Raw genomic sequence first — 16211 nt, forward strand, 5'->3', positions numbered from 1 at the left:
CGCCTTTTTCCGCGCCCCGCAAGCGACAAGCGGAAAAAGCCGCGAGGTGATCACCCGGGCACTAGGGAGTGGCAAAAACCAAGGAGGCCCAGAGCGTTTGCCAAACCGCTTTTGCGTCCTCTTGTGCGGGGGGCAGTGGTTGCGCAGCTGTCACGGGGCGCAGCACCACAGCGTTCAGCAGGTAGCGCCGCTGGGCCCGCACAGGAACCTGAACAATGCCGCTGTCATTGGTCTGCAACAGCTGGCGCTGAACACTGTCATCTGGTGCGCGTTCAAACAGCTCGACCTGGGCATGCACCCTGGGCGCCCCCTGATACAGCAGTTGTACCGGCATCATTGTCGGGCTGCCGTCACCAGGCAGCGTAAGGGTGTAGGGGTTTTGCAAAGCCACAAACTCGGTCTCCAGGCCAAAGGCCCGGTCTGCGCCGGCGCCATGGTCGACGGCGACCAGCAGTTTTGCGTGGCGGGTGTAGTATTCGCCAAAACCGGCCTCCGGCAGACCACGGGCCTGATGGCGGGCCAGAATGTCGTCAAATCCCTGGGCCTCGGCAAAAGCGGCAAATTTCTCCCAGCTCTTGTAGGTGATCAGATCGGGAGAGGTTTCGTGCAGGGCGATCAACAATCCGGGCGCCAGGTTGTTCAGCACCAGGGCGGGCATATCCCCCATCCGCCCCGTATAGGGTGTGACCTCGCCCCCCTGGACGATGTCAAACCGGCGGATGCGATGATCAAAATAGGGCAGGCGGGCGCCTTTGAACAATTGGCCGTTTCTGAGCCCCGCAGTGAGGGATTCGTCGGAATTCACTTGATATTTCTCAGGCTCAATCCAAAACTCATGGGCAAGCGCCAGAGGCGTCGACGCCAGAAGGGCGGCAAGGCAGAGACCAGGCAGAAAAACAGAGCGGACCACGGGTTTGAGCATTTTCAGAACTTTTCACTTGGGTGGCTTCAGGGTGGGTATCCTCTCGCTTCTGTCAAGCCTTATGCTCTGCCTGCCGATGTCGGGGGGGGCACATGAGATCACGCCGACGATCGCAGACTTTGACGTTTCTGACGGCCAGCTCAGGCTGCTGTTGCGGCTGAACATCGAAGCCTTTGTTGCCGGAATTGATCTGGATGATCGCAGCGACACCAATAGCAGCGAGAGATCCGCCGACTATGATTTGCTGCGCAACATGTCCGAGGACGAATTGGAGCCCATGGTGCGGCTGTTTGTCGAGGACTGGCTGCCCACGGTGCAAGTCGAAGCTGGCGATCCGGTGCTTTTGCAGCTGCAGAAGATCACCATCCCGCAGGTGGGAGATGCCAGCCTGCCGCGCAGCTCGGTACTGGAACTTTCGGGGAGCCTGCCGGGATCTGCGCTTTATCTGAACGTTACCTGGCCAGAGCGCTCCGGGGCGGTGGTCCTGCGGCAGAATGCTGTGCCAGAGCCCTATACCGGTTATCTTCTGGGCGGGGTGCGCTCTCCTGCCATCAGTCTGAATGGCGGTGCAGTGCAAAGTGGCTGGGAGGTGTTTCAAAGCTACCTGCCAGTCGGGTTTGATCACATCCTGCCCAAGGGGTTGGATCATATCCTGTTTGTGCTGGGGCTGTTCTTCCTCAGCACCCGGTTGCGGCCGCTGCTGTGGCAGGTCACCACCTTTACCCTGGCGCATAGCATAACCCTGGCGCTGGGCGCTTTGGGCCTGGTCAGTGTAAATACTGCCCTTGTCGAGCCCCTGATTGCGGCCTCGATTGTATTTGTCGCGGTGGAGAATATCTTTTCCCGCCGTCTGCACCTTTGGCGTCCGGTGGTGGTGTTTGCCTTTGGGCTGTTGCATGGGCTTGGCTTTGCCACGGTACTGGGAGAGTTTGGCCTGCCGCAAAATCAGGTCGTACCGGCGCTGCTTGGCTTTAACGTCGGGGTGGAACTGGGACAGTTGGCCGTGATCGCCCTGGCCTATGGCACGCTGGGCTATTGGTTTGGCACCCATCCCAAATACCGCGGGCGGGTGGCCATCCCGGCCTCTGTGACCATTGCGCTGATTGGCAGCTATTGGTTTTATGAACGTGTGTTCCTGTAAAGCCTGACCTGCTTTGACCAACTGGCTATGACCAACTTGCCTTGACCAAAAGAAAAGGCGCAGGAGTTGCCTCCTACGCCCTGTCGTCCGGTGCCGAACTGGTGTCAAAACTGACGTGCCCGGTCGCCCGGTGGGTCTAGCGCATAGCCGCCATAAAGCGGCTGAGGGTGGCAACGGGATCTTCGGTGTTCCAGATCTCCTCACCCAGGCCAAAGAAATCGGTAAAGGGTGACACCGTGCGGATCAGATCTTCGGTCAGCCCACCCTCGGCCACCACAGGCACCTCGATCATCTGCGACCACCACTGAAACAGCTCTGTTTCGGCCACGGCGCCATCGCCCAGCCCAGAGGTGCCAACAGGACCAAAGCTCACGTAATCCGCTCCGGCTTCCCCGGCGCTGATCCCGTCATGACGCGAGGCGCCGCAGAAACTGCCGACAATGGCATCCGGCCCCAGCGCCTTGCGGGCGGTGCGCACGGACTTGGAGGCATCGTTCAGATGCACACCATCCAGCCCCAGGCGCTCTGCCAGGATTTGGTGGTCGCTGATCACAATGGCAACGTCGCGGGCATGGCACACCTCGCGCAGGGCATCGCCCGCACGGCTCAGCGTGTCTTCGTCCCGGCTGGCCATATTCAGCCGCAGGCAGGAAATCTCGGCGCTGTCCAAGACACGGCCCAGAATATCAGGGTAGCGACCCAGCTCAAAACTCGGGGGGGAGATCAGGTAGATCTGCGGGGCTTCGGTGGCTTCTGAGGCGTTATCCATGCAGGTCACTCCTGTTGATCTTGAAGCACGGGTTTTAGCGGTTTTGTAGCCGAGTGCAAGGTTTTGGCGGGCCAGGGACAGGAATTCCACCATTGCACTCCGGTTGGTGGGCCGCAGCCCTGTCATATGGGTTGCTCATTGGCGATGTGACGACTACAGCAAGGCGGTCTTAAGCGGAGAGAAGAATGCCCAGCCATATGCCACAACCTGCCTTTGTCCTGGTGCGCCCGCAGATGGGGGAAAACATCGGTGCGGCGGCCCGTGCCATGTGGAACTTTGGGCTTGACCGGATGCATATTGTGGCGCCGCGCGATGGCTGGCCCAACCCCAAGTCCGTGGCCATGGCCTCGGGCGCTGGGCGGCTGCTGGATGAGGCGGTCCTGTCTGATGATCTGCCCTCCGCCCTGGAAGACTGCTCCTTTGTTTTTGCCACCACGGCGCGCCCGCGCGAGCTGGTCAAACCGGTCTACAGCCCCGAAGCGGCGATGAAACTGGCAGCGCAAAAGATCAAAGCCGGCGAAAAGGTCGCGGTGCTGTTTGGTCCTGAACGCGCTGGGCTGGAAAACGATGATATTTCCCGCGCCAATGCAATTATTTCGGTCCCGGTGAACCCGGATTTTGCCTCGTTGAACCTGGGCCAATGTGTGTTGTTGACGGCCTATGAATGGCAGCGCCAAACCCAAGAGATCGCGGATGAGGTCATTGAACTGGGTAAAACCGATTGGGCAACGGGGCGCGATGTTGAGGCCCTGGTCAGCCACTATGAGGACCGTCTGGACGAAGCTGGCTTTTTCTTTCCAGTGACCAAGGCGGCGGGCATGAAGGTGGTGTTTCGCAATATGTTCAGCCGCATGCCTTTGACACGCGCCGATGTGCAGATGTTGCATGGAATCATGCGGCAGATGGTACGTTGGCGACACAAAGACGATCCAGCCCAGGACGCGCCGGGCAACGCACCAGAAAAATGACATCTCGGGGCTGCAAAGGCCGCGCATGCTCTGGACCTTCGCTGCAAGCCTGCCTAGCTTGGCCCCAGTTCTAAAAGAGGCAAGCATGAGCAAGCGCAGCATTTTTGAAGAGGTCGCGGGCGACAAACCCGACGCCGCCCCAGCAGTCACTCCGGGCATGATAGATCGCGGCCGTCGCGGCGCGCGCGGCGCCATTCGGGCCTGGTTGATGGTGCTGTTTGCCCTGGTGGTCGCGATGATTGTGGTGGGCGGGCTGACTCGGCTTACAGATTCAGGCCTGTCGATCACCGAATGGCGTCCGGTGACCGGGGCTGTGCCGCCCCTGACAGAGCTGGACTGGCAGGCCGAGTTCGACAGATACAAACAGATTGACCAGTGGCGCATCGCCAACCAATGGATGGAGCTGGCGGATTTCAAGGCGATCTATTGGTGGGAATGGGGCCATCGTCAGCTTGGCCGCGTCATGGGGCTGATCTGGGCCCTTGGCTTTCTGGGCTTTCTGGTCACCAGAAAAATCCCCACTGGCTGGACCATACGGCTTGCGCTGCCGGGGCTGCTGGGCGGTGTACAGGGCGCTATTGGCTGGTGGATGGTGTCCTCGGGCGTGACCCAGGGCGAGGGCATGACCTCGGTGGCCTCCTATCGGCTTGCCACGCACCTGGGGCTGGCCTTTGTCATTCTGGGCGTCATCGCCTGGTCTATCCTGCAGCTGGGACGCAGTGAACGCGATCTGATGCAGGCGCGCCGCGCCAAAGAGGCAAAGATCTTTGGCCTCTCCACCGGCTTGCTTCATTTTGCCTTTCTGCAAATCCTACTGGGCGCCTTGGTGGCGGGGATTGATGCTGGGCGATCCTATACCGATTGGCCATTGATGGGCGGGCAGGTGATCCCACCAAACCCGCTGATGTTTGAGCCAATTTGGCGGAACTTCTTTGAAAACCCTGGACTTGTTCAGTTTATTCACCGGGTCAGTGGTTATCTTTTGTTTGCCTTTGCCGTTGTTGTCTGGCTCAAAGGGCGCGCTTCGGCGCATCCGCATACCCGCAGCGCCTTTTCCTTGAGTTTTGCAATTTTGTGCCTGCAGATCCTTTTGGGTGTGATCACCGTGATCTACGGCGCGCCCTGGCAGGCCGCGATCCTGCACCAGCTCGTGGCCGTCGCCCTTTGGGTCGCAATCCTGCGGGCCCGGTTTCTGGCGGGCTATCCCATTTCAACTTCGATCAAGGACCATTGAACCATGAGCATTTTTGACACTTTGATGGCCTATGAGCGCGATACGCAGGCGCTTGGGCAGATCGCCGGACGGCTGGGCTGGGATCAGGAAACCATGATGCCGCGCGGCGCAGGCCCGCAGCGCGGTGAAGAAATGGCCGCGATCGAGGCGGTTCTGCATGCGCGCCGCTCCTCTCCACAAGTGGCAGAGTGGCTGGCAGCGGCGGAGGTGCCGGATGCGGTGGGCGCGGCGCAACTGCGCGAGATCAAGCGCAGCTACGAGCGCAGCGTCAAGGTCCCCGCCGATCTGGCGCGCCGTATTGCCCGTGTCACCTCTGAAGCACAGGGCAAATGGGCTGCTGCCCGCGCAGATGAAGATGTCGCAGCCTTTCTGCCGGTGCTGGAAGAGGTTGTGGCCCTGAAGCGCGAGGAGGGTCAGGCCCTGGCGGCGGGCGGTGACGTCTATGACGCCATGATCGAAGACTATGAGCACGGCACCAGCGCCGCAGAAATTGCTGCGATCTTTGACACCATGCGTCCCGGGCTGGTGGACCTGCGGGCGCGGGTGCTGGACAAGCCAGCCCCACAGGCGCTGCAGGGCAGCTTTCCCGAAGGCGCGCAGATGAAGCTGACCCGCAAACTGGCCAAGGCCTTTGGTTATGACATGAGCCACGGTCGGGTCGACAAGGCGGTGCATCCCTTCAGCTCGGGCAGTGGGCTGGATGTGCGTATCACCACCCGCACCAGCGAAGAGGATCCCTTTAATTGCTTCTACTCTACCATTCACGAGGTCGGCCATGCCGCCTATGAACAGGGGATCAGCCGTGACTATCTGCTGACGCCACTGGGGCGGGGGGTGTCGATGGGCGTGCATGAAAGCCAAAGCCGGATTTATGAAAACCAGATCGGACGTGGTGCCGCCTTTACCAGCTGGCTTTATGGTGAGATGCGCGACAGCTTTGGTGATTTTGGCATCTCGGATGCGGATGCATTCTACAAGGCGGTGAACAGGGTTCACAAAGGCTATATCCGCACCGAAGCCGACGAGCTGCAATACAATCTGCATATCATGCTGCGTTTTGATCTGGAGCGGGCCCTGATGGCTGGTGATCTGGAGGTTGGCGATCTGGAAGCCGCCTGGAATGATCGCTTTGAGGCGGATTTTGGCTATGGCGTCGACAAGCCGTCAAACGGCTGTTTGCAGGATGTGCACTGGTCCGTTGGTCTGTTCGGGTATTTCCCGACCTATTCCCTGGGCAATGTCTATGCGGGCTGCCTGAACAAAAAAATGCGGGCGGATCTACCAAAGCTGGATGCGGAACTGGCAACCGGCAATACGGCGTCTGCAACCAACTGGCTGCGTCAAAACCTGCAACAGCACGGCGGATTGCGTAGCCCACAAGAGACGATCACCCTGGCCGCTGGCACCACTCCCAGCCCGGCACCCCTGATGCAGTATCTGGAGGAAAAATTCACCGGTCTCTACGATCTGTAACTGTGGATGTCTCTGCAAGACATAAGGCCAGGCAATTGCCTGGCCTTTTCTGGTTTGGAGAATGGACTGGTTTGGGACTGGCCTAGACCAGGGCCATGCGCTCGGCCCGCTCGGGATCCGGGAAGGGGCGGAACAGGCCAAATTCTGCATGTGCAATCAAGGCATTTACGTTGCGATAGAGGCGGGCAACCTCTTCGTCGTCTTCCCCCAGAACCCGAAAGGCTTCATCCAGCTGGGCCAGGTTCTCGAATTCGATCTCCAGCAGGAAATCCCGGCAATTGTCGCTGGCAAGGTTCAGCTTGCGTCGCAGCAACCGGTGCCCCTTCACAACCCCGCGCTGTTTCAGATAGTCCATCCATTGATCAACCGCCCCGGCAAAGGCCAGAGCTTTGGCTTCGTTGTGGATGTCGATGGAGCAGTGATAAAGGTTCATGAGCAGATCCTGGCGAGTACTGTGGGGCTTTTGATCTCCTTGCTATGAGAAAAAACCTTCGCTTTCGTTAAAACCCAGCCATTCACATCCAGATGCCATAATTTTGCTCTCCTTTAGGGAGAGCTTACCCGCATGATGTGCAGCCATTTTGAGAGAGATATTTGGAATGAAGAGGTTTTTGGCCACCGCGATCCTGTCGTTATTGGCATTTCAACCCACGGTGAGCGCGGCGGAACTGACCCGCAGTGAAGCCCGGCAACTGGCCTATGCAGGCGATTTTACCAGTTTGGAAAGCAGGCTCAGCCAGGAACGAGAACGCCCCCTGATCGAGAGTGAGGATTTTTTCAAACTGCGGCGGCTGATGTCGGTTTTTGAGGCCTCTGATCCGCGGATGGTCTCTTTTGTTGAGAGCTGGGTCGACGCGGTGCCAATGTCGAGCTTTGCCCATTCGGCGCGCAGCTTTTCGCTGAGCCGGGGCGCCTGGGATATTCGGGGGGAGCGCTATGCCAAATATGTGCATCCTCAGGCCCTGGCGGTGCACCACAACATGATCCAGCAGGCCATTGCCCACGCGCGTCGCGCCCTGGAGCTGGACGCAGATTTTATTCCCGCCTCCGACGCGCTGCTGAACCAAAGCGCCACTTCGCGCGACAAGAGCGAGATTCTTGAGACCCTCGACAGGGTTATGACACAGCAGCCGAACTGGGGCAGCCTGCGCAGGTCGCTTGATATGGCCCATCAGGGCTATGGCGGCACTGCGGCAATGCTGGAGCAACTATGCCAAACCTACGCGCCGCTGATCCCCAGCGATGGTCCGGATATGCTGTTCCGCTGCCGTTACTCCGGGCTAAAGCGGTACTACTTTTCTGAAAGTTACGATCTGCGCCAGACAATGCAGGCAGCGGTGGCAAAAGACCCTGAGTTTGATCTGAGCCGGGCCATTCGCATGACGGATCGAAGCGAAAGCCATAATCGCACAGAAGATGAAATCGAGTTTGCGCGCAAAACCATTCTGGAGCAGGCCTGGTGGAGGCCTCGGGTTGTTCAGAACTTTGACGCTGCCTTTAAAACCCGGTTGGGAGGGCGGTCTCTAAAGGACGAAATCGCGGTATTGAAGATTGATGAGGTGAAGGAGGGGTTGCGGCATGATCCGTTTGATCAGTCCTTAATGAAACTTGCTGAGAACTGGATCTGGTATCAAATCAAAAACAGATCAACTGAATATGCTCCTGCAGCGCTTTATGATCTCCAGGAACAGGTTGCAGAGGATTTTGCTTTCCGACGTCTTATTGCTTCCCCCTTTTCTGGACAAAACTGGGAACAGGTTGCAAAGCTCAAATTCGGCAACGATAGCCCTCTCAATATTTTCTTAGGCGATCAGTTTCTTGTTAACGGTATCGTCTATTCTGGTTTTGAAGATCAGGCTCTCTATAGGTTCATGGCCCGTAAAGCGGAGCAATGGTACCGGTTCCGCGGGGTCGTAAGACTGGTCGATCACAAGGGGGCCCGGCCTGAAAAGGGCGATGCACCCCATTGGGATCGTAGCGCACTTTTGCATTGCCCATTCCTGCGCGCCTATCTCTTGCTGGAGCAGGTCTGTGCGGAAAACGGGGGCCGGGGATATTGCGCAGAGGAGGATTTTGCATCCTTTGCACCACAGTTGGAAATGGCGCGGGCGGATCAAAATTGTGACTATCTCAACGGATTAAGCCCAGAAGAGCTGGCCTTCAAACCGGTCAAGGTGGATCTGTCTTATGATCCGCAGGATCATTGGCCGGCAGTTGAATAACGCCGGCCAATGATCTGTTTATATTAGGATATTACTCTTCGGTCGCCACGACTGTTTCGTCTTCTTCGCTGTTTTCGGCAATCCAGGCGACCGAAACCACCTCTTCGCCTTTGCCGGTATTAAAGACGCGCACACCGCCAGCAGACCGGGAGCGGAATGAGATGCCATCAACCGGAACCCGGATCGACTGGCCTTTGGAGGTGGCCAGCATGATCTGGTCGCCCAGCTCAACAGGGAAGGTTGCGACAATCTCGCCGCCCTTCATGGCGCCAACACCCTGGCCGCCACGGCCACTCACCCGGTAATCATGGGCCGAGGTCAGATTTCCCGCGCCGGGTTTGTTGATGGTGACAAGCAGATCATTGGCTGCCAGCATTTGCTGATAGCGATCATCACTCAGCGCACCGTCTTCGACCTCTTCCGCGACTTCAGCTGTGACATCGTCCTCGGAAATGTCAGTGCCGAGTTCAGAGCGGAAGCGCTTGATAAAGGCGCTGCGTTCCCAGGGTTCGGCGTCAAAGTGGCGGATCACCGACATGGAGACAACTTCCGCCCCTTGGCTGAGTTTGATCCCGCGCACCCCAACAGAATTGCGGCTGTTAAAGACCCGAACATCAGTGGTGGGGAAGCGGATGGCGCGACCGGTGCTGGTGACCAGCATCACATCGTCGTCTTCGGAACAGATGCGGGCATTGATCAGTTTGGTGTCGGCATGTTCGTCTTCGAACTTCATCGCGATTTTGCCGTTGGATTTCACATTTGTGAAGTCCGACAGTCGGTTACGGCGCACAGTTCCGGCAGACGTGGCAAAGACAATCTGCAGATCTGCCCATTCATCATCGGGTCGATCCACCGGCATGATGGCGGCAATCGACACCCCAACCGGGATCGGCAGGATATTGACGATGGCCTTGCCTTTGGCGGTGCGTCCGCCCTGGGGCAGACGCCAGGTTTTCAGCTTGTAAACCATGCCATCGGTGGTGAAGAACAACAGCTGGGTATGGGTATTGGCCACAAAGAGGTTGGTGACAACATCCTCTTCCTTGGTCTGCATCCCCGAAATACCCTTGCCGCCACGCTTTTGGGCGCGGAAATCCCCCAGTGGCGTGCGCTTGATGTAGCCGCCAGAGGTCACGGTAACGACCATGTCTTCGCGCTCGATCAGGTCTTCGTCATCCATATCACCGGACCAATCGACGATCTCGGTGCGGCGGGGCACGGCAAACTGCTCGCGCACTTCCCGCAGCTCATCGCAGATGATCCCCATGATCCGTTCCCGCGAGGACAGGATTTCAAGGTATTCCTTGATCTTGCTGGCCAGGTCTTCCAACTCGTCGGTGACTTCTTTGACGCCGATCTGAGTCAGCCGTTGCAGACGCAGTTCCAGAATGGCGCGGGCCTGGGTTTCCGACAGGTTATAGGTGCCGTCTTCGTTGGCGGTATGGGTCGGATCGTCAATCAGCGCGATGTATTCCAGGATCGGCTGGGCTGGCCAGCGTCGCGTCATCAGTTTCAGACGCGCTTCAGCGGCATCGGCGGATTGGCGAATGGTGGCGACGATCTCGTCGATATTGGTAACGGCCACGGCCAGACCACACAGCACATGGCTGCGCTCGCGGGCCTTGCGCAGCAGATAGGCGGTGCGGCGCGCCACCACGTCTTCGCGGAAATCAATAAAGGACGTCAGGAAACGGCGCAGGGTCAGCTGCTCGGGGCGGCCGCCGTTCAGCGCCAGCATGTTGCAGCCAAAATAGGTCTGCATCGGGGTGAAACGGAACAGCTGGTTCAGCACCACCTCTGGTGTGGCATCGCGTTTCAGTTCGACCACGACACGTACGCCGTTACGGTCGGATTCATCCTGAACGTGGGCGACGCCCTCGATCTTCTTCTCGCGCACCTGCTCGGCAATCTTTTCGATCATCGCGGCCTTGTTGACCTGATAGGGGATTTCATCCACCACGATGGCATAGCGGTCCTTGCGAATTTCCTCGACGCGGGTCTTGGAGCGGATGATAACGCTGCCGCGCCCCTCAAGGTAGGCTTTGCGCGCGCCCGAGCGGCCCAGCATGATGGCGCCAGTAGGGAAGTCGGGGCCGGGCACATAGTCAATCAGCTGTTCACTGGTGAGATCGGGATCATCAATCAGCGCCAGCGTGGCGTCGATCACTTCGCCCAGGTTATGGGGGGGGATATTGGTGGCCATGCCAACCGCAATACCGCCGGCACCATTGACCAGCATGTTCGGAAAACGTGCCGGCAAAACTGTGGGTTCTTTGTCTTTGCCGTCGTAGTTATCCTGAAAATCGACCGTATCTTTTTCGATGTCTGCCAGCATAAAGGCCGAAGGCTTGTCCATGCGCACTTCGGTATAGCGCATTGCGGCGGCATTATCGCCATCCATCGAACCAAAGTTGCCCTGACCGTCCAGCAACGGCAGCGACATGGAGAAATCCTGTGCCATCCGAACCAGGGCATCATAGATCGCGCTGTCACCATGCGGGTGGTATTTACCCATGACATCGCCCACGGGACGGGCAGATTTACGGTAGCTTTTGTCATGGGTATTGCCGGTCTCATGCATCGCATAAAGAATACGGCGATGCACCGGTTTCAGCCCATCGCGCAGGTCGGGAATGGCCCGGCTGACGATGACGGACATGGCATAGTCCAGATAGGAAGTCTTCATCTCCGCTTCGATGGAGACCGTGGGGCCGTCATAAGTGGCGCGCTGAGGAAGGTTTTCTTCTGCGTTTTCAGGAATATCCGGCGTATCTGTCACGTTTGCTGCCCGTTCTTTTCTATGGGTCTATATCTTGTTGGTGCACCCTATCAGAGAGGGCCTATAGGGTGCAAGCAAACTGCCGGTTTTGCTCCGGTTTTGCACCGACTTCGTACTAACTACCTACCGACTTCGTACTGGCTTCGCACTGGCTTTGCGGGGCTTTTGAGGAGGGGGGCAGCGGATGAAACCAGAATTTGCACGCGGTTAACCTATTTCGCGCTAGTTTATATCTTGGGGGGCTTTCAAAAGGAGGTCACAGATGGAGATGAGCAGTACCGAAATGATGCTCAAGGGCTATGGGCTCACCACTGCCGAGTTCACCTATCACATGCCCGACTATGCCCATGTTCTGAATACCTATGTCTGGCAAGACTATGACATGGCGCCGGACCACGAGCGCCTGTTCAAATTTATCGAATTCTGGCAGCGTGAGCTGGACGGGCCGTTGCATTCAGTGCGGTTCAGTCATCGCAAGATGATCAGCCCGGGCGAATGGCGCAATGTCAAAGGTATCTTGAACCTGCACTGACCTTGCCACTGGCCTGACCCTGATCTGTCACTGGCTAAATACTGGCCTGTATTTAGCCTGAAGCTAGGCTGGCCGCTGGTGTTTTCTTGGTCGGGGGCGGTTCAGGCTGAGCAACTGGCGCCGCCCAGAACGCAAAACTTGGCGCAATGGGCGTGGTTCAGCCGCACTGGCGCCTCTGCTTGTGCAAGTGTCTCTCCCAGTTCGAACTCTGGCGAATAGGGTAGCAGGGTACAGGCGAGAACCACAGGGGCCTTGGCGCCTTTGCGTTTGACCACCATGCGGGAGGAAGAGCACATCACGTCATTTGGGGATTTATCCAGAATGCCCCAACAGGCCGTGGTGATCTCAGGCACCTCGACGCTTTCGTCCATTTCGGGAAACAGCACGGTTGCACCAGGGTTCTGGGCATCAATGTCAAAGCCGTGCCTCTGGTAGAGTGCTGCAAAACCGGCACGGCTTTCTGCCGCGCTTTCGCCCCAAAGACTGCGGCCTGCGACAGCCATTTTAATGCCCGCATCCCGCAACCAGCACATGCCTTCGATGGTTTTGGCAAAACTGCCAAGCCCGCGCTCTTGGTCATGGTGCCGGGGTGAGAAATGATCCAGTGAGACCCGCAGTGTCATCTTGCCGGGGTAGGCGGCTTCCAGCTCTTGCAGGCCTGCGCGCATGGATTTGCGCATCATCGGCAGCATTGCATTGGTCAGGATCAAAACCTCAAAACCCCGCGCCAGGGCGGTTCTGGCCATGGCGATCATCTGTGGGTTCATAAAGGGCTCGCCGCCGGTAAACCCGATCTCGCGGATTGGCCAGGCGCGCTCGGTGACCTGATCGAGATACTGCCGCACCTCGGGTTCGCTCAGATAGACCAGCGCATCATTGGTCGGCGAGCTGAGGATATAGCAGTTTTCACATTCGATATTGCACAGCGTACCGGTGTTGAACCACAGGGTTTCAGGATTGCTCAGCGCTACGGAGGCGCGTTCGGATCCGTCCGCTGTCACATGACTGTCTTTGAATTTCCCGATATTGGCGGCTGGGCCAGATAGATCTTTCACACTTAAGCTCTCTCGGACAGTTTCTTTCGCTGGACGCTAGCCTATAATGGTGGAAAATGAAAAGCCGCCACAGGTCTTTATGACAGGGAAGTGATGGTGTGGGCCCGGAAACGGAAACAAATCATTGTCGTTGCAGGAAGTTGGAAAACAAGATGGTATCTCGTGTCATTCCGGTCGAACCTTTTGATCTGGTGGTGTTTGGAGCAACAGGCGATCTTGCGCGGCGCAAGATATTGCCGGCCTTGTTTCGCAGGTTTTGCGCCGGGCAAATCCCTGGCGGAACACGGATTATCGGCGCTGCGCGATCTGAATTTTCAATCACGGGGTATCGCGACAAACTGGCGGCAGACCTGAAGCAGAACACCAGCGAAAAGATCTGCGACGCCGATGTTCTGGCTGCGTTTTTGCAACTGGTGACCTATGTGCCGCTGGACGGCAGCGGCGAGACCGGCTGGCCTGCGCTCTGTGAGAGCCTGTCCGCGAGCGGGGCAGAGCGGGTGAAGGTGTTCTATTTCTCGGTAGGTCCGGCCCTGTTTGAACCCCTGGCAGAGCGTTTGCACAGCTATGGATTGACCAATGCGGCGACGCGTATTGTGGTGGAAAAACCCTTTGGCCACGATCTGGCCTCGGCGCGGGATCTGAACCGGACCCTGGCCAGCCATTTTGACGAGGGGCAGATTTACCGGATTGATCACTATCTGGGCAAGGAGACGGTGCAAAATCTGATGGCGGTGCGGTTTGGCAATATGCTGTTCGAGCCGCTTTGGAACAGCCAGTATGTTGACCATATCCAGATCACCGTGGCTGAAACCGTCGGGGTGCTGGGGCGAGAAGATTATTACGAACGCGCCGGCGCGATGCGGGACATGACGCAGAACCATCTGATGCAGCTTTTGTGCCTGATCGCCATGGAGCCGCCGGCAAAATTTGATCCCGACGCAGTCCGCGATGAAAAGCTCAAGGTGATCCGCGCCCTGGATCCGGTGGAGCCCTATCACATTGTGCGGGGGCAATACGCACCGGCTGCGGGGGCGGTTGGCCGCGATTTAAATTACCGGGAAACGGTTGATAATCAACGTAGTAGCACCGAAAGCTACATCGCTCTCAAGACACATATCAGCAACTGGCGGTGGGCTGGAACACCGTTTTACCTGCGGACTGGCAAGCGGCTCAAGGCGCGTTCATCGGTGATCAATGTGATGTTCAAGGATGCACCGCATTCCATCTTTGGCGAAGAGGCCGGACGCCATGCCAACCATCTGAAAATCCGCCTGCAACCCAATGAGGGCATCACCCTCAGCGTGACCATCAAAGAGCCGGGACCGGGGGGGATGCGCCTGATGGATGTGCCGCTGGATATGAGCTTTGCTGAGGCGCTGGGGCCTGAGGGGAGCGAACCGGCAGACGCCTATGAGCGGTTGATTATGGATGTGGTGCGCGGCAACCAGACCCTGTTCATGCGCGGCGATGAGGTCGAAGCCGCCTGGGGCTGGACCGACCCGATCATTGCCGACTGGCAGGCCCGGGGGGATGTGCCAAAACCATATGAAAGCGGCAGCACCGGTCCAGGGGATGCGGATCTTTTACTGCGCCGCGATCAACGTGAATGGAGAGGGATAAACCCATGAAGATTAGTGAATACCCAGACAGGGAGATGTTGGCGATTGCTGTGGCCAACGCGATTGCCGGGGAATTGAAAATGCATCTTCTGCATCACGATACCGCCGCGCTTGCCGTGGCTGGCGGCACCTCTCCGGCACCCATCTTTGACGACCTCTGCGCTGCGGATCTGGACTGGAGCCGGGTGCATGTCATGGCTACGGATGAGCGCTGGGTTGCACTGGAAAGCGATCGCTCCAATGCCCGCCTGATCCGCAAACACCTGCTGACGGACCGGGCAACAGCGGCGCATTTTTTGCCCTTTCATGTCCCCGCCAGAAAGCCAGAAGAGGTTCTGGCAGAGATCGAGGCACAGATTGCACCCAACCTGCCGCTCTCGGTTGTGCTGCTGGGAATGGGCGAGGACATGCATACCGCCTCGCTGTTTCCCGGCGTGGCGGGGCTGGAACAGGCGCTGGCCGCCGATGCGCCAATCCTGTCTGTCCTGCGTCCCGACAGCCAGCCGGAACCCCGCGTCAGCTTGTCAGCGTCGGTGTTGAACGGGGCGCTTTCCAAACACCTGGTGATCTACGGAGAGGCCAAGAGAAAGGCGCTGGAAATGGCGCTTTCGTTGCCGCCTGAACAGGCCCCCATTCAGGCCGTCTTGACCGAAATTACGGTGCACTGGGCTCCGTAATTGCAGGTGACTCTCAGCCGTTATTGAGCGCGCCTGGGCAGGTTATCCCGCTGCCGGGGCCGCACCATCAAGGTTGATGAACTGCTGCTTCAAGCTGTCGGGCAGGGGGTAACCCGCGCTGCCATCGGGGCTGCGCAGCACCATCACCGCCTCAAGGCTCGCCCGCAGCCCATCGGACCAGATCTGCTGTTCCATGACATATGAGGTGTTGCGAAACGAGAGGCAGCGCGCGGTGGTGATATAGGGCTCATCCAGCACCATTTCCCGCATGTAGTGCACATTGGCATTGCGTAAAACCGAGCGCGGCGCCGGTCTGCCTTCAAAATGCTTGGCGCAGAAATTGTCAAAATAGGTGACCCGGGCGGTTTCAAACCACCCCAAATAGGCCTTGTTGTTGACGTGCCGCAGAATATCAAGCTCGGAAAATCGAACCCGATCCGCCAGGGCCATCGGTTTGGGCTGATCCAAGCCCTGCGCGCGTTGTTCATCCGCGCTGAGCGGTGTGAGAAATCGTAAATCCATATCCCTGCGCTAAACTGCGGAAGGGGTAAAAGGCAAGAGCCCCATTTTGTGCCGCCGCGTCGTCGCCGCCCTCAACAGAACAGCTTTCCAACGCGCAGTGGTTTTCCTGTGCAGCACCACCTAAAGGGGCGTGCTACAATGGTCGAACAAACTAGCTACGCCTAGATCAAGGCAAAATAACAGATAAATCTGGAGCGGGTAACGAGAATCGAACTCGTAACTAAAGCTTGGGAAGCTGCCGTGATACCTTTTCACCATACCCGCCCTTGTAGCCTTGCTATCCAATGAGGCTGGCGAG

Annotated in this window: 14 protein-coding genes and 1 tRNA gene; 8 read left to right on the forward strand and 7 right to left on the reverse strand. The window is 58.1% G+C overall.

All coding sequences use genetic code 11. The features are described 5' to 3' along the window. Window positions 1-61 precede the first annotated feature (61 nt). Entirely contained in the window at window positions 62-910 is an 849-nt protein-coding gene (locus ARCT_RS0111375) for a DUF4198 domain-containing protein (protein WP_240476306.1), read from the reverse strand. Between the two features lie 88 nt (window positions 911-998). Between ARCT_RS0111375 and ARCT_RS0111380 the strand changes: the two genes are divergently transcribed. Further along, window positions 999-2063, forward strand: coding sequence for a HupE/UreJ family protein (locus ARCT_RS0111380; RefSeq protein ID WP_240476307.1), 1065 nt, complete (start codon window positions 999-1001; stop codon window positions 2061-2063). Between the two features lie 136 nt (window positions 2064-2199). Here the strand turns inward: ARCT_RS0111380 and ARCT_RS0111385 are convergent, their stop codons facing one another. Further along, entirely contained in the window at window positions 2200-2832 is a 633-nt protein-coding gene (locus ARCT_RS0111385; RefSeq protein WP_027240191.1) for a thiamine phosphate synthase, read from the reverse strand. A gap of 185 nt (window positions 2833-3017) precedes the next feature. Between ARCT_RS0111385 and ARCT_RS0111390 the strand changes: the two genes are divergently transcribed. The 3 genes from ARCT_RS0111390 (at window position 3018) to ARCT_RS0111400 (ending at window position 6507) form a co-directional block, all read left to right on the forward strand. Continuing rightward, window positions 3018-3800, forward strand: a complete 783-nt coding sequence (locus tag ARCT_RS0111390; protein WP_027240192.1) for an RNA methyltransferase — start codon at window positions 3018-3020, stop codon at window positions 3798-3800. Window positions 3801-3885: 85 nt separating this feature from the next. After that, window positions 3886-5034, forward strand: a complete 1149-nt coding sequence (gene ctaA, locus ARCT_RS0111395) for a heme A synthase (protein WP_027240193.1) — start codon at window positions 3886-3888, stop codon at window positions 5032-5034. A 3-nt stretch (window positions 5035-5037) separates the two neighbouring features. Beyond that, window positions 5038-6507 carry a carboxypeptidase M32 gene (locus tag ARCT_RS0111400; RefSeq protein WP_027240194.1) on the forward strand — a complete coding sequence of 490 codons (1470 nt, stop codon included), beginning with the start codon at window positions 5038-5040 and terminating at the stop codon, window positions 6505-6507. Window positions 6508-6589: 82 nt separating this feature from the next. Here ARCT_RS0111400 and ARCT_RS0111405 read toward each other — a convergent pair whose 3' ends face one another. Beyond that, window positions 6590-6940 carry a DUF6614 family protein gene (locus tag ARCT_RS0111405; protein WP_027240195.1) on the reverse strand — a complete coding sequence of 117 codons (351 nt, stop codon included), beginning with the start codon at window positions 6938-6940 and terminating at the stop codon, window positions 6590-6592. Window positions 6941-7106: 166 nt separating this feature from the next. On the opposite strand from ARCT_RS0111405, the gene ARCT_RS0111410 reads away from it, so the two are divergent. Beyond that, entirely contained in the window at window positions 7107-8729 is a 1623-nt protein-coding gene (locus ARCT_RS0111410; RefSeq protein WP_027240196.1) for a DUF4034 domain-containing protein, read from the forward strand. A gap of 31 nt (window positions 8730-8760) precedes the next feature. Here ARCT_RS0111410 and gyrA read toward each other — a convergent pair whose 3' ends face one another. Next, window positions 8761-11508, reverse strand: coding sequence for a DNA gyrase subunit A (gene gyrA, locus ARCT_RS0111415; protein WP_027240197.1), 2748 nt, complete (start codon window positions 11506-11508; stop codon window positions 8761-8763). Between the two features lie 262 nt (window positions 11509-11770). Here gyrA and ARCT_RS0111420 point away from each other — a divergent pair, with 262 nt between their 5' ends. Further along, on the forward strand, window positions 11771-12040 hold the full coding sequence (locus ARCT_RS0111420) for an usg protein (RefSeq protein ID WP_027240198.1): 270 nt from the start codon (window positions 11771-11773) through the stop codon (window positions 12038-12040). A gap of 101 nt (window positions 12041-12141) precedes the next feature. Here the strand turns inward: ARCT_RS0111420 and ARCT_RS0111425 are convergent, their stop codons facing one another. Then, window positions 12142-13095, reverse strand: a complete 954-nt coding sequence (locus ARCT_RS0111425; RefSeq protein WP_027240199.1) for a radical SAM protein — start codon at window positions 13093-13095, stop codon at window positions 12142-12144. Window positions 13096-13247: 152 nt separating this feature from the next. Here ARCT_RS0111425 and zwf point away from each other — a divergent pair, with 152 nt between their 5' ends. Both zwf and pgl read left to right on the forward strand, forming a co-directional pair. Continuing rightward, window positions 13248-14723, forward strand: a complete 1476-nt coding sequence (gene zwf / locus ARCT_RS0111430) for a glucose-6-phosphate dehydrogenase (protein ID WP_027240200.1) — start codon at window positions 13248-13250, stop codon at window positions 14721-14723. After that, complete coding sequence (gene pgl, locus ARCT_RS0111435) at window positions 14720-15391, forward strand: 6-phosphogluconolactonase (protein WP_027240201.1); 672 nt, start codon at window positions 14720-14722, stop codon at window positions 15389-15391. Before zwf ends, pgl begins: the two co-directional genes overlap by 4 nt. Window positions 15392-15433: 42 nt before the next feature. On the opposite strand, the gene ARCT_RS0111440 is transcribed toward pgl, so the two are convergent. Further along, window positions 15434-15913, reverse strand: coding sequence for an acyl-CoA thioesterase (locus tag ARCT_RS0111440; RefSeq protein WP_027240202.1), 480 nt, complete (start codon window positions 15911-15913; stop codon window positions 15434-15436). A gap of 190 nt (window positions 15914-16103) precedes the next feature. Next, window positions 16104-16177 (reverse strand) — tRNA-Gly (locus tag ARCT_RS0111445). Window positions 16178-16211 lie beyond the last annotated feature (34 nt).

The sequence above is a fragment of the Pseudophaeobacter arcticus DSM 23566 genome (assembly GCF_000473205.1).
Classification (GTDB): domain Bacteria; phylum Pseudomonadota; class Alphaproteobacteria; order Rhodobacterales; family Rhodobacteraceae; genus Pseudophaeobacter; species Pseudophaeobacter arcticus.